We start from the raw sequence: 12,705 nt of genomic DNA on the forward strand, positions 1-12,705 counted from the left end.
GGCGCATTTTGTTTTATCTGGCCATAAATAGCTTCGGAATTTCCCGCAGACACCATGATTTCGCCTCCCCCATGCTGTCCCGGCGCCAGGCCATAATAATGTCGATCTCGTTGCTGTACTCCGGGCTGACCACCCGAAGACGCCCCTCGGCAATATCCTGCTCAACCAGCGGATACGGCATCGTGGCGACGCCCAGTCCTGCCAGCAGGGCCTGGCGTTTATCTTCGATCGAGCTCACGGTTAATCGCGGCTGTTTGTCGAGCAGCTGCACCGTCAGCACCGGACGCTCGCGGGCGGTATCCGCCACCGCCACGCCGCGGTACTTAACGCGCGTCACTTCAGAGAGCGGCTCCGGTTCCTGGTGAATGGGATGATCCGGCGCGGCAACGTAGACGCTCATTACCGAATAGAGCTTCCGGGAGTTAATTTCCGAGGAAGAGCGAAAATGCATATCCGGCGCGACGACAATATCCGCCCTCCCCTGCTCAAGGCGCTCCCATGCCCCGGCCAGCACTTCGGTAATAATCGACAGCTGAGTGTTCGATTTGGTTGCCAGCTTTTCAATTAACGGGAACAGGCCGGTGGTGGGCACCAGCGCCTCGGTGACGATGGTCAGGTGCGTTTCCCAGCCGCGCGATAGCGCTTCGGCATCGGTTGTCAGTTTATCCGCCGCCTCCAGCAAAACGCGCCCGCGCTCGAGCAGCATTCGGCCAACGTTGGTGAATTTTGTTCGATGACCTGAACGGTCGAACAGAACGACATCCAGCTCCTCTTCCAGCTTTTGCATGGTATAGCTGAGCGCAGAAGGCACTCGACCCAGTTCATCGGCCGCCGCCGCAAAGCTTCCGCGCCGGTCAATCGCATCCATTACGCGTAACGCTTCCAGCGTTAATGCTCTCTCTTTAGCCATCGCACTCTCATTCAGGAAATTTGAACATACCGGGCAGAATATCTGGCTAACAATACAGCGTCCATACCTTTACCATTGATTTAGTGTAAAGAGAGGTCAAGAAGATGATTACAACCCGAACAGCCAAACAGTGCGGTCAAGCTGACTTCGGCTGGCTGCAGGCCCGCTACACCTTTTCCTTTGGCCACTACTTCGACCCGAAATTGCTAGGTTACGCGTCGCTGCGCGTGCTCAACCAGGAAGTTCTGGCGCCCGGCGCGTCGTTTCAGCCGCGCACCTATCCGAAAGTCGACATTCTGAACCTGATTCTGGAAGGTGAAGCGGAATACCGCGACAGCGATGGCAACCATATCCAGGCGAAAGCTGGCGAAGCGCTGCTGATCTCTACCCAGCCCGGCGTGAGCTACAGCGAGCACAACCTGAGCAAAGAGCGCTCGCTGACGCGAATGCAGCTGTGGCTGGATGCCTGCCCGCAGCATGAAAACCCGCTGGTGCAAAAAATCGCTATCGCCGAGGGAGCTCAGCAGCTGCTGGCTTCGCCGGACGGCAGCCAGAAGAGTCTCCAGCTGCGCCAGCAGGTATGGATCCACCATATCAATCTGGCGAAAGGCGAGCAGCTTAGCGTGCAGCTCCACGGCCCACGGGCCTACCTGCAGTCGATTCATGGCACGGTGCATGCACGGGTACAGGAAGAAGAGAAACAGGCACTGACCTGCGGCGATGGCGCGTTTATTCGTGACGAAGCTAACATTACCCTCGTCGCCGATACGCCGCTGCGCGCTTTGCTGATAGATTTACCAGTGTAACAACGGCAGTAAGGGAGTGTGTCAGTGGGCAAGAAGAAAACCAAAAAAGTGGCGCTAGCAGTGCCGCAGCCGCAACCAGAAACCATGACAACGGTGGGTTTTGGTTATGAAGAGATGTTAAGCGAGCTGGAGGCGATCGTCGCAGAAGCGGAGATACGGCTCCAGGATGAAGAAAGCGTTGCCTGACGTCAATATCGGCCCCAGCCGGGGCCGATAGATTTACTCACTCAGTGCCTGAGCTAAATCTTTTTGTACCTGCTTACGCTGTTCTGGCGTCAGGACCTGATTGACATCAAAATAGTACTTCACGCGATAATAGCGAACCTGCTGTTCGACTTTGCTAAACGCCGCCAGCTGATCTTTGACCGCTTTTTCATTCCATTTTCCGGAATCAATTACATCAAATAATACGCCGTCTTTAATATCTTTCTGCGAGATCTGCTGAACGCTTTTCTCCAGCTGCTGATGCAGGCTTTTAATTTTCGTTACCTGATCGTTGGTCAGTTTTAAGTGCTGGACGATCGGATCCTGCGCCGGGGCTGGCGCAGCGTTAACATCCGCAGCCTGTGCCGCCATTGAGAAGCCAGTGGCGAGGACGGTTGTCACTGCAATGCGGGTCATTAATTTCATTTTTTCTTTTATCCTGATTAATTATCACCGATGTGGCTGGCTATTATTTTTCAGAAGCAGATGAAGAAATGTAAAAAATAGTGCATATAAATGTAGTTAAAAAAAGAAAACACATAATAAATATGAATAATAAAACCAAATGCATTTATTTAAAATATATAATAAATAAGAAAGGAAAATTAATGGCCGTATGATTCATCCTGCGGTTGATGGCAGACCTGCCTTGCGCGTTGTCTCCGCTTTATTGCCAGGTGGTGGCTGACGCCTTAACTGATCGACTACACCCGCGCCCTATGCCCGCTAGCGTCGTGGACAGGCATTCATCTGTCCTGTGTTTCAACCTGCCGTATGAAGCAAAAACCCCCGCCATTGCTGACGAGGGTTTTCTTTGAATGAGGAAGCTGACCGTTAAGCCGCTTTCTTTTGGGTATAGCGTCGTGGACAGGTATTCATCTGCCCTGTGTTTCAACCTGCCGTATGAAGCAAAAACCCCGCCATTGCTGACGAGGGTTTTCTTTGAATGAGGAAGCTGACCGTTAAGCCGCTTTCTTTTGGGTATAGCGTCGTGGACAGGCATTCATCTGTCCTGTGTTTCAACCTGCCGTATGAAGCAAAAACCCCCGCCATTGCTGACGAGGGTTTTCTTTGAATGAGGAAGCTGACCGTTAAGCCGCTTTCTTTTGGGTATAGCGTCGTGGACAGGCATTCATCTGTCCTGTGTTTCAACCTGCCGTATGAAGCAAAAACCCCGCCATTGCTGACGAGGGTTTTCTTTGAATGAGGAAGCTGACCGTTAAGCCGCTTTCTTTTGGGTATAGCGTCGTGGACAGGCATTCATCTGTCCTGTGTTTCAACCTGCCGTATGAAGCAAAAACCCCCGCCATTGCTGACGAGGGTTTTCTTTGAATGAGGAAGCTGACCGTTAAGCCGCTTTCTTTTGGGTATAGCGTCGTGGACAGGCATTCATCTGTCCTGTGTTTCAACCTGCCGTATGAAGCAAAAACCCCGCCATTGCTGACGAGGGTTTTCTTTGAATGAGGAAGCTGACCGTTAAGCCGCTTTCTTTTGGGTATAGCGTCGTGGACAGCCATTCATCTGCCCTGTATTTCAACCTGCCATATGAAGCAAAAACCCCCGCCATTGCTGACGAGGGTTTTCTTTGAATGAGGAAGCTGACCGTTAAGCCGCTTTCTTTTGGGTATAGCGTCGTGGACAGGCATTCATCTGCCCTGTGTTTCAACCTGCCGTATGAAGCAAAAACCCCCGCCATTGCTGACGAGGGTTTTCTTTGAATGAGGAAGCTGACCGTTAAGCCGCTTTCTTTTGGGTATAGCGTCGTGGACAGCCATTCATCTGCCCTGTATTTCAACCTGCCATATGAAGCAAAAACCCCCGCCATTGCTGACGAGGGTTTTCTTTGAATGAGGAAGCTGACCGTTAAGCCGCTTTCTTTTGGGTATAGCGTCGTGGACAGGCATTCATCTGTCCTGTGTTTCAACCTGCCGTATGAAGCAAAAACCCCCGCCATTGCTGACGATGGTTTTCTTTGAATGAGGAAGCTGACCGTTAAGCCGCTTTCTTTTGGGTATAGCGTCGTGGACAGCCATTCATCTGCCCTGTGTTTCAACCTGCCATATGAAGCAAAAACCCCCGCCATTTCTGACGAGGGTTTTCTTTGAATGAGGAAGCTGACCGTTAAGCCGCTTTCTTTTGGGTATAGCGTCGTGGACAGCCATTCATCTGCCCTGTGTTTCAACCTGCCATATGAAGCAAAAACCCCCGCCATTTCTGACGAGGGTTTTCTTTGAATGAGGAAGCTGACCGTTAAGCCGGGTTCTGTCGTGGACAGTCATTCATCTAGGCCAGCAATCGCTCACTGGCTCAAGCAGCCTACCCGGGTTCAGTACGGGCCGTACCTTGTGAACCCCTATTTGGCCTTGCTCCGGGTGGAGTTTACCGTGCCGCGAACTGTTACCAGACGCGCGGTGCGCTCTTACCGCACCCTTTCACCCTTACCTGATCCCACTTGCGTGGGCCATCGGCGGTTTGCTCTCTGTTGCACTGGTCGTAGGCTTGCGCCTCCCAGGCGTTACCTGGCACCCTGCCCTATGGAGCCCGGACTTTCCTCCCCTCCGCCCGTCTCCCCCGAAGAGGACGACGACGAAGCGGCGACTGTCTGGTCAGCTTCGGCGCGAAGTATAGAGGGTTTGCCGGCGGTTGTCATCCTTCCGTCGCCATCCCGACCTGCAATGTCGCCGCAATATTACGCGACGCACGATAAATATTGTCCGCCGCGCCGCGAAACGCCTCTTCCAGCGTCGTTACGCTGGTCAGCACGCTAAATACCGCATCAATCCCATACTGATGAACCACGCCCACGTCGCGGGTCAGGCTGCCGGCGATACCAATCACCGGCTTATGGTACTTTTTCGCCACGCTCGCCACGCCAACCGGCACTTTACCGTTAATGCTCTGGCTATCCAGCCGGCCTTCGCCGGTCACCACCAGCGAGCAATCGAGAATATGCTCTTCCAGATTCAGCGCCTGGGTCACGATTTCAATCCCGCTGCGTAATTCAGCATTGAGAAACGCCATCAGCGCAGCGCCCATACCGCCCGCGGCGCCCGCGCCAGCAACCTGCTTCACATCGACATGCAGATCGGCCTTAATAACGTCCGCATAGTGCGCCAGGTTGCTGTCCAGCTCGCGGATCATCGCTTCGGTAGCCCCTTTCTGCGGGCCAAATATCCTTGATGCGCCGGTATCGCCGATCAGCGGATTGGTGACATCGCAGGCGACCCGAATGGCGCAATCATGCAGCCTCGCATCGAGGCCGGTGATATCTATCGAATTCAGACCACCCAGGCTACCGCCGCCGTGGCCGATCTCCGCGCCATTGGCATCGCAAAGACGCGCGCCCAGCGCCTGCACCATCCCCGCGCCCCCGTCGTTGGTGGCGCTGCCGCCAATGCCAATAATGATGTTTTTCGCTCCGTGATCCAGCGCGTGCAGAATCAGCTCGCCGGTACCGCGCGATGTCGTCAGTAGCGGATTACGCTGAGCGGGCGGCACCAGCCCCAGCCCGCTGGCCGCCGCCATTTCGATAAACGCGGTTTTGCCATCGCCGGAAAGCCCCCAGCAGGCATCCACCGGGACGCCCAGCGGCCCCGTCACGCAGGCGCTCATTTCGGTTCCCTGCGTCGCGGCAATCATCGCCTCAACGGTCCCCTCTCCGCCATCGGCGAGAGGAACCTTCACGTAGAGCGCATCGGGGAAAATTTCCCGAAAACCTTTTTCTATAGCCTGAGCAACCTCGGTGGCCGAGAGGCTTTCTTTATAAGAGTCTGGGGCGATTACGATTTTCATAGTTATGTAGCCTGACAGTGCCGCGCAAGGCAAGAATTACAGGGCGCGCATCCGCGCCCTTCTTGTTAGCGAGTGACTTCCACTTTCGCCAGTTTTTCGTAGTAACATGCAAGCGCGCTATGGTCGGCGGTACCCAAACCGTCGGCGCGCAGCGCCTGCATCATCTCCATCACCGCGGCGGTCAGCGGCAGCTGGGCGCCCACGCCGTGGGAGGTGTCCAGCGCATTCGCCAGATCTTTAATATGCAGATCGATACGGAAGCCCGGCTTGAAGTTGCGGTCCATCACCATTGGCGCTTTGGCATCCAGCACGGTGCTCCCGGCCAGCCCGCCGCGAATGGCCTGATACACCAGATCCGGGTTTACGCCCGCTTTGGTCGCCAGCGTCAGCGCTTCGGACATCGCCGCAATGTTCAGCGCCACGATCACCTGGTTGGCCAGCTTGGTCACGTTGCCCGCGCCGATCTCGCCGGTATGCACCACGGAACCCGCCATCGCTTTCAGCAGCTCGTAATATTTGTCGAAAATCGCTTTATCACCGCCCACCATCACCGACAGCGTACCGTCGATGGCCTTCGGTTCGCCGCCGCTGACCGGCGCATCCAGCATATCGACGCCTTTCGCTTTCAGCGCTTCGCTGATTTCGCGGCTCGCCAGCGGCGCAATGGAGCTCATATCGATAAGCACGGTGCCCGGCTTCGCGCCTTCGATAATGCCGCCTTCGCCCAGCGCCACTTCTTTCACATGCGGCGAGTTCGGCAGCATGGTGATGATCACATCGCATTGCTCGGCAATCGCTTTCGCTGACGCGGCGGTTTCTGCGCCTGCGGCAATCACTTCGGCAATCGCTTCCGGATTACGGTCAGCAACCACCAACGAGTAACCTGCCTTGAGGAGGTTTTTACTCATTGGTTTACCCATGATACCGAGGCCAATAAAACCAACTTTCATTGTCATGTCTTTATCTCTCTAGTTTCGGTGGTGGTTATTTCTTAAAGGAGTCAGCCAGTTTCTGCGTGGCAGAGCGGAATACGCCCAGGTCGCTGCCGACGGCGACAAAGGTCGCGCCCCATTCCAGATAGCGGCGCGCGTCGGCTTCAACCGGCGCCAGAATACCGCTCGGCTTACCGTGCTTCTTCGCGCTGGCAAAAATGTGCTGAATCGCTTCCTGCACTTCCGGATGGGAAGCATTGCCCAGATGGCCCAGCGCAGCGGCCAGATCGCTTGGGCCGACAAAAATACCGTCCACGCCCGGCGTGGCGGCTATCGCATCAACGTTATCCACGCCCTGCTGGCTCTCGATTTGCACGAGAATGGTGATATTTTTGTTCGACTGCGCGAAGTAATCCGGCACGGTGCCAAACATATTGGCGCGGTGCGATACAGATACGCCGCGAATGCCTTCAGGCGGATAGCGGGTTGAGGCGACGGCGTTAACCGCCTGCTCTTCCGTTTCGACAAACGGAATCAGGAAGTTATAAAAACCGATATCCAGCAGACGCTTAATGATCACCGGCTCATTGGTCGGTACGCGGACGACCGGCGCGCTGGCGCTGCCTTTCAGCGCCATCAGCTGCGGGATAAAGGTGGAGATATCGTTCGGCGCATGTTCGCCGTCCAGTACCAGCCAGTCGAAACCTGCCAGACCTAAAACTTCGGTGCTAATTGGGCTCGCCAGCGCGGACCAGCAGCCAATCTGAACCTGATGCGCCGCCAGGGCCGCCTTAAATTTGTTCGGGAAGATATCGTTATTCATCACTTATACCTTGTCACTTAACCGTTAATTATTTCTGCAGTTCCATACGTTTGATGTCGCCGACCACAAACAGATAGCAAACCATCGCCATCAGGGCCGAGCATCCGACGAAGACCAGCGCTGCGTTGAATGAGTGCAGCTCGCTCACCAGGTAACCGATAACCAGCGGGGTTACGATGGAAGCGACGTTACCAAATACGTTAAAGACGCCGCCGCACAGGCCGACAATCTCTTTCGGCGCGGTATCGGAAATCACCGGCCAGCCCAGCGCGCCGAACCCTTTACCGAAGAAAGCCAGCGCCATCAGGGTCACCACCAGCGCGGTGTTATCGGTGTAGTTACACAGAATGATGGTGGACGCCAGCAGCATTCCGAGGACGATCGGCAGTTTACGCGCCACGGTGATGGAAAAGCCGCGTTTAATCAGATAGTCAGAGAACACGCCGCCCAGCACGCCGCCGGCAAAACCGCACAGCGCCGGAATCGATGCGACCAGACCCACTTTCAGAATCGACATACCCTTTTCCTGCACCAGATAAATCGGGAACCAGGTGAGGAAGAACCAGGTAATGGTATTGATAAAATATTGACCGAAGAATACGCCCAGCATCATGCGGTTGGTCAGCAGCTGCTTGATATAGTGAAGCTTCGGGCCGCTGGCCGCCGCGCTGCCGGGCTTTTTATGGTCCATATCAACCACTGCGCCATTCTCGGAGATAAACTTCAGCTCCTCTTGCGTCATGCGCGGATGGTCGGTGGGATTATGGATCAGTTTTATCCACAGGCCGGTCAGCACAAAACCAATCACACCCATCACGGTGAAAACGTGCTCCCAGCCCCAGGCGAAGGTCAGCCAGCCCAGCAGCGGCGAGAACAGCGCCAGGGAGAAATATTGTGCGGAGTTAAAGATCGCCGATGCGGTGCCGCGCTCTTTCGTCGGAAACCAGGCCGCGACGATACGGGCGTTTGCCGGGAAAGAAGGCGCTTCTGAAAAGCCCAGCATAAAGCGCATAAAAAACATTGAGATGCCCGCCCACGCCAGCGGAAACATATCCACAAAGCCTTGCAGGAAGGTGAACAGCGACCAGAAGAACAGGCTGTAAGAGTAGACCTTTTTCGATCCAAATTTATCGAGCAGCCAGCCGCCGGGGATCTGCATCAGCAGGTAGGCCCAGCCGAAAGCGGAGAAAATATAGCCCATTGATACCGCGCTCAGCTGCAGCTCTTTCGCCACCTCTGTACCGGCGATCGACAGCGTCGCCCGGTCGGCATAGTTAACGGCGGTAACAATGAAAATGATCAAAAGAATTAAATATCGGGTTGGCACTTCCTTTTTCTGTTCTATCGTTGCATCCAGACTCATTTAATATTCCTCAGGTACAACACACCTTCCATTATTTATTTTGGTGTGACTCTTCATTATTCAGAAATCAATATCATAAGGTATCGATTTACTTATCCGGCGTATTGCAAGCATGACTCAGTATAATCAGCTTACGAGCGTTAAACACTGTGCACATAACCTGTAAATGGCGTTTAATTATCGTTATTGTTGTGCAAATGCAGTAATGAGTGGGCGCTGATCCACAGTTCCAGCGATTTCCCACTTTAGCGAATTGGCGCTCACAGCAATGGGTGATATAGATCACATTTTCAGATTCAAACACCTGACATTCTCTATTTCACAAATCTGCACATCAGAAATTGAATAAACGTTTTATTTATTATTCGCACCTTGCTGGAGAATACTGGACAATGGCTGACATTGAAATTAGGCAAGAATCGCCAACGGCGTTTTATATAAAAGTACACGAAACGGATAACGTGGCGATTATTGTTAACGATCGAGGTTTAACGGCCGGAACGCGTTTCCCTGACGGGCTCACGCTGGTTGAACATATCCCGCAGGGCCATAAAGTCGCGCTGGTCGATATTCCTGTACACGGTGAAATCATCCGCTATGGCGAAGTGATTGGCTACGCGGTACGCGATATCCCGCAGGGCAGCTGGATTGACGAATCGCTGGTCGAACTGCCGAAAGCGCCGCCGCTGCATACTTTGCCGCTGGCGACCAAAGTCCCGGCGCCGCTGCCGCCGCTGGAAGGCTATACCTTCGAAGGCTATCGCAACGCCGACGGGAGCGTGGGCACCAAAAACCTGCTCGGCATTAGCACCAGCGTGCACTGCGTGGCGGGCGTCGTCGATTACGTGGTGAAAATTATCGAACGCGATCTGCTGCCGAAGTATCCCAACGTCGATGGCGTCGTGGGTCTGAACCACCTGTATGGCTGCGGCGTGGCGATTAACGCCCCGGCGGCGGTCGTGCCCATCCGCACCATTCACAACCTGGCGCTTAATCCAAACTTCGGCGGCGAAGTGATGGTCATTGGCCTCGGCTGCGAAAAACTGCAGCCGGAGCGCCTGCTGGAAGGCACCGATGATGTGAAAGGCATCCCGGTGGATAGCGCCAGCATCGTCAGCCTGCAGGATGAGAAGCACGTCGGTTTTAAATCAATGGTGGATGACATCTTGCAGGTCGCCGAGCGCCATCTGGAGAAACTGAACCAGCGCCAGCGTGAAACCTGCCCTGCCTCCGAGCTGGTTGTCGGTATGCAGTGCGGCGGCAGCGATGCGTTTTCTGGCGTCACCGCCAACCCGGCGGTGGGCTACGCGTCCGATCTGCTGGTGCGCTGCGGAGCGACGGTGATGTTTTCCGAAGTCACCGAGGTGCGCGATGCGATCCATCTTCTGACGCCGCGCGCCATCAACGAGGAAGTCGGTAAACGCCTGCTGGAGGAGATGGCCTGGTATGATAACTATCTCGATATGGGCAAAACCGACCGCAGCGCCAACCCCTCCCCGGGCAACAAGAAAGGCGGCCTGGCGAACGTTGTAGAGAAAGCGCTGGGCTCTATCGCCAAGTCCGGGAAGAGCGCGATTGCCGAAGTGCTCTCTCCGGGGCAACGCCCAACCAAACGCGGTCTGATTTACGCCGCGACGCCGGCGAGCGACTTTGTCTGCGGTACTCAGCAGGTGGCGTCCGGGATCACCGTGCAGGTGTTTACTACCGGTCGCGGTACGCCGTATGGCCTGGTCGCCGTGCCGGTGATTAAAATGGCGACGCGTACCGAGCTGGCAAACCGCTGGTACGACTTAATGGATATCAACGCGGGAACCATCGCCACCGGCGAAGAAACCATCGAAGAGGTAGGGCTGAAGCTGTTTGAGTTTATTCTTGATGTCGCCAGCGGCCGCAAGAAAACCTTCTCGGATCAATGGGGATTGCACAATCAGCTGGCGGTGTTTAACCCGGCGCCGGTGACCTGATCGAATCAGCGATTTATCCCGCTCGTGATGCTTCGGGCGGGATACCTCCGCTATTGATGCGCGTTAAGAAAGGCCTCTATCTGCGCCTTCGTGGAAGTTCCCTCCATCGGGCCACGGCGGGAAATCGCCAGAGAGCCGCTGGCATTAGCCCATCTCAGTGCCTCCTGCGGCGATGCGCCGGACAGGAACAGGCTGACAAAGGTCGCGCCGAAGCAGTCGCCAGCTCCCGTTGGATCCACAACCGGGACATGAAACCCGGTAACATGATGCGTTTCCCGGGCGCTGAAATAGCTCGCTCCGCGCGGGCCGCGTTTAATCACCACGTGCTTTACGCCGCGCTTTAAAAGCTTATCCACCAGCACCTGTTCATCGCGCCCCGGGTTGAGGCCAAAGTAATCCAGTTCGCCGTCGCTTGGCAGGAAGATATCGGTATAATCAAGAATATATTCAAAGGCCTGCGACATTTCCGGGATATTGAGCATCTCTTTACGGATATTGGGATCGAACGAAACCGTGCCGTCGCGCGCTTTAATATTTTCAATCGCTTTACGCATCGCGTCGATCATGCGAAACGAAAACAGCGAAGAGCCCATAATGTGGAAATGGTTGCACTGGTTAAGCAGGCGGTCATCGATATGGTCGGCGGTTAGCAGACCACAGGCGCTGTTTGGCATATTGAAAATAAAATCGCGCTGCGCCTGGCTGCGGTAGCTCACAAAAGCGCTGCCTGTAGTCGCCTTTTGCAGCATCGCGATCCCGTTAACGTTGACGCCATCGCTTTCCAGCCGCGCAATATTCATTTCCCCAAAAGCATCGTTGCCGACGCAGCTGAAAAGCACCGAACCTAGCCCCAGCTTCGCCACCTGATCGGCGAAAATTGCTGGCGCGCCGCTGGGATATGGCCCCCAAAACTCTCCCGGACGAGAAAAACCCTGGCTCTCTTCTTTTGCCAGAAACTCCACCAGTAGTTCGCCAATGGTGCAAATGGTCACGTTCATCATCGCTCCTTTACTTTGCCTTTTGCAAAGCAGGGTTGAGCCATGTCAGGCACTCGTTATTGGTATAGCTATTCGTCAGTCCGGCAGCAAGAAGGCGGGCGTGATACTCCGCGGCAACCACCTGCGGCGTAACGATGCCGCTAAGTTGCTGCAACTCGCCAATCGCGTAACGCTTATCGCCATAGACCGGACGATGTGCGGCTACCGCGATCACCCTCTCGCTTTGCGACACCGCTTCGCTCAACAGGCGGGCGCTGGCTTCCTGCCTGACGCTTAAAGTGCCATCCTCAGCAATATGATCGACAGCTATCAGCGCTCGCGAGGGGCGATAATGACCCAGCGCGCTTAACGCCAGATCGCCTTCGACTATTTTGCCGCTGCTCCCTAGTACGCCGCCGAGCAGCACGGTTTCGCCATTCAGAAACTCCTGCGCCAGCGGCACATGCGCCAGGTCGTTCAACAGTAGACACAGCTCGTCATAACCGGCAAGGAAGGGGATCACTTTACGTAATATCGAGCCCTGACCCAGGAATAGCGTTTCACTATCTTCGATCTGCGCGGCGATCTGGCGAGCCATTTCGGTCTCCAGCGCTTTATCGGTGACAACCGGCGCCTCCTGAACCAGGGCAACCGGCGTCCCTGCCTGGGAAGTGTATATTGCGCCGCCAAAAGAGCGCTTCAGGTAGCCCTGCTGTTCAAGGTAGTTAAGATCGTTACGAATCGTTACCCCGGAAACAGCCAGCATTTCAGCCAGATCGTCGACTTTGATCTCTCCGTTCTTACGCACGATCTCCGCGATGTCCAGGCGCCTTTTCAGCAGACTTGTTGACGGTTTTGCCACAGTGTTGTGCCTTCTTATTTTCTCCCAGAATAACTTTCATTTTTAAATTTCCCCGCCACATTGTCAAACGTA

Annotated in this window: 13 protein-coding genes and 1 other RNA gene; 3 read left to right on the forward strand and 11 right to left on the reverse strand. The window is 55.0% G+C overall.

The window, feature by feature from the left end:
- Positions 1 to 13: 13 nt before the first annotated feature.
- Positions 14 to 910, reverse strand: coding sequence for a LysR family transcriptional regulator (locus tag BWI76_RS24790; protein WP_049085097.1), 897 nt, complete (start codon positions 908 to 910; stop codon positions 14 to 16).
- 104 nt (positions 911 to 1,014) lie between these two features.
- Between BWI76_RS24790 and BWI76_RS24795 the strand changes: the two genes are divergently transcribed.
- On the forward strand, positions 1,015 to 1,716 hold the full coding sequence (locus BWI76_RS24795; RefSeq protein ID WP_004135902.1) for a pirin family protein: 702 nt from the start codon (positions 1,015 to 1,017) through the stop codon (positions 1,714 to 1,716).
- 24 nt (positions 1,717 to 1,740) lie between these two features.
- Positions 1,741 to 1,902, forward strand: coding sequence for a hypothetical protein (locus BWI76_RS28385; RefSeq protein WP_004135901.1), 162 nt, complete (start codon positions 1,741 to 1,743; stop codon positions 1,900 to 1,902).
- Positions 1,903 to 1,935: 33 nt separating this feature from the next.
- On the opposite strand, the gene BWI76_RS24800 is transcribed toward BWI76_RS28385, so the two are convergent.
- From BWI76_RS24800 to garP, 8 genes are all read right to left on the reverse strand, one after another.
- Positions 1,936 to 2,346 (reverse strand): Spy/CpxP family protein refolding chaperone, encoded by a 411-nt coding sequence (locus BWI76_RS24800; protein WP_004135900.1) that lies wholly within the window; start codon positions 2,344 to 2,346, stop codon positions 1,936 to 1,938.
- A gap of 465 nt (positions 2,347 to 2,811) precedes the next feature.
- On the reverse strand, positions 2,812 to 3,180 hold the full coding sequence (locus tag BWI76_RS28260) for a hypothetical protein (protein ID WP_157130119.1): 369 nt from the start codon (positions 3,178 to 3,180) through the stop codon (positions 2,812 to 2,814).
- Positions 3,181 to 3,325: 145 nt separating this feature from the next.
- Positions 3,326 to 4,132, reverse strand: coding sequence for a hypothetical protein (locus tag BWI76_RS28265; RefSeq protein WP_157130120.1), 807 nt, complete (start codon positions 4,130 to 4,132; stop codon positions 3,326 to 3,328).
- 23 nt (positions 4,133 to 4,155) lie between these two features.
- Positions 4,156 to 4,534, reverse strand: an RNA gene (gene rnpB / locus BWI76_RS24815) — RNase P RNA component class A.
- A gap of 32 nt (positions 4,535 to 4,566) precedes the next feature.
- Positions 4,567 to 5,712, reverse strand: coding sequence for a glycerate 2-kinase (garK, locus tag BWI76_RS24820; protein ID WP_024358722.1), 1,146 nt, complete (start codon positions 5,710 to 5,712; stop codon positions 4,567 to 4,569).
- A 65-nt stretch (positions 5,713 to 5,777) separates the two neighbouring features.
- A complete protein-coding gene (gene garR / locus BWI76_RS24825; RefSeq protein WP_004135895.1) occupies positions 5,778 to 6,668 on the reverse strand; it encodes a 2-hydroxy-3-oxopropionate reductase in 891 nt (296 codons plus the stop codon).
- Between the two features lie 28 nt (positions 6,669 to 6,696).
- Positions 6,697 to 7,467, reverse strand: a complete 771-nt coding sequence (garL, locus tag BWI76_RS24830) for a 2-dehydro-3-deoxyglucarate aldolase (protein WP_004135893.1) — start codon at positions 7,465 to 7,467, stop codon at positions 6,697 to 6,699.
- A gap of 28 nt (positions 7,468 to 7,495) precedes the next feature.
- Positions 7,496 to 8,830, reverse strand: coding sequence for a galactarate/glucarate/glycerate transporter GarP (gene garP, locus BWI76_RS24835; protein ID WP_004135890.1), 1,335 nt, complete (start codon positions 8,828 to 8,830; stop codon positions 7,496 to 7,498).
- A 392-nt stretch (positions 8,831 to 9,222) separates the two neighbouring features.
- Between garP and garD the strand changes: the two genes are divergently transcribed.
- Positions 9,223 to 10,794 (forward strand): galactarate dehydratase, encoded by a 1,572-nt coding sequence (gene garD / locus BWI76_RS24840; protein ID WP_024358724.1) that lies wholly within the window; start codon positions 9,223 to 9,225, stop codon positions 10,792 to 10,794.
- A 50-nt stretch (positions 10,795 to 10,844) separates the two neighbouring features.
- Here the strand turns inward: garD and BWI76_RS24845 are convergent, their stop codons facing one another.
- Positions 10,845 to 11,792 carry a sugar kinase gene (locus tag BWI76_RS24845; RefSeq protein WP_004135886.1) on the reverse strand — a complete coding sequence of 316 codons (948 nt, stop codon included), beginning with the start codon at positions 11,790 to 11,792 and terminating at the stop codon, positions 10,845 to 10,847.
- 10 nt (positions 11,793 to 11,802) lie between these two features.
- Positions 11,803 to 12,597, reverse strand: a complete 795-nt coding sequence (locus tag BWI76_RS24850; RefSeq protein WP_155553545.1) for a DeoR/GlpR family DNA-binding transcription regulator — start codon at positions 12,595 to 12,597, stop codon at positions 11,803 to 11,805.
- Positions 12,598 to 12,705: the final 108 nt, after the last annotated feature.

This window comes from Klebsiella sp. M5al, from assembly GCF_002090195.1.
GTDB lineage: Bacteria > Pseudomonadota > Gammaproteobacteria > Enterobacterales > Enterobacteriaceae > Klebsiella > Klebsiella grimontii.

Excerpts from the sequence above, each read along its gene's own strand:
- BWI76_RS24790 (WP_049085097.1), bottom strand. The coding sequence starts at position 910 with ATGGCTAAAGAGAGAGCATTAACGCTGGAAGCGTTACGCGTAATGGAT.
- BWI76_RS24795 (WP_004135902.1), top strand. The coding sequence starts at position 1,015 with ATGATTACAACCCGAACAGCCAAACAGTGCGGTCAAGCTGACTTCGGC.
- BWI76_RS24800 (WP_004135900.1), bottom strand. The coding sequence starts at position 2,346 with ATGAAATTAATGACCCGCATTGCAGTGACAACCGTCCTCGCCACTGGC.
- BWI76_RS28260 (WP_157130119.1), bottom strand. The coding sequence starts at position 3,180 with ATGCCTGTCCACGACGCTATACCCAAAAGAAAGCGGCTTAACGGTCAG.
- BWI76_RS28265 (WP_157130120.1), bottom strand. The coding sequence starts at position 4,132 with ATGGCGGGGGTTTTTGCTTCATATGGCAGGTTGAAACACAGGGCAGAT.
- garK (WP_024358722.1), bottom strand. The coding sequence starts at position 5,712 with ATGAAAATCGTAATCGCCCCAGACTCTTATAAAGAAAGCCTCTCGGCC.
- garR (WP_004135895.1), bottom strand. The coding sequence starts at position 6,668 with ATGACAATGAAAGTTGGTTTTATTGGCCTCGGTATCATGGGTAAACCA.
- garL (WP_004135893.1), bottom strand. The coding sequence starts at position 7,467 with ATGAATAACGATATCTTCCCGAACAAATTTAAGGCGGCCCTGGCGGCG.
- garP (WP_004135890.1), bottom strand. The coding sequence starts at position 8,830 with ATGAGTCTGGATGCAACGATAGAACAGAAAAAGGAAGTGCCAACCCGA.
- garD (WP_024358724.1), top strand. The coding sequence starts at position 9,223 with ATGGCTGACATTGAAATTAGGCAAGAATCGCCAACGGCGTTTTATATA.
- BWI76_RS24845 (WP_004135886.1), bottom strand. The coding sequence starts at position 11,792 with ATGAACGTGACCATTTGCACCATTGGCGAACTACTGGTGGAGTTTCTG.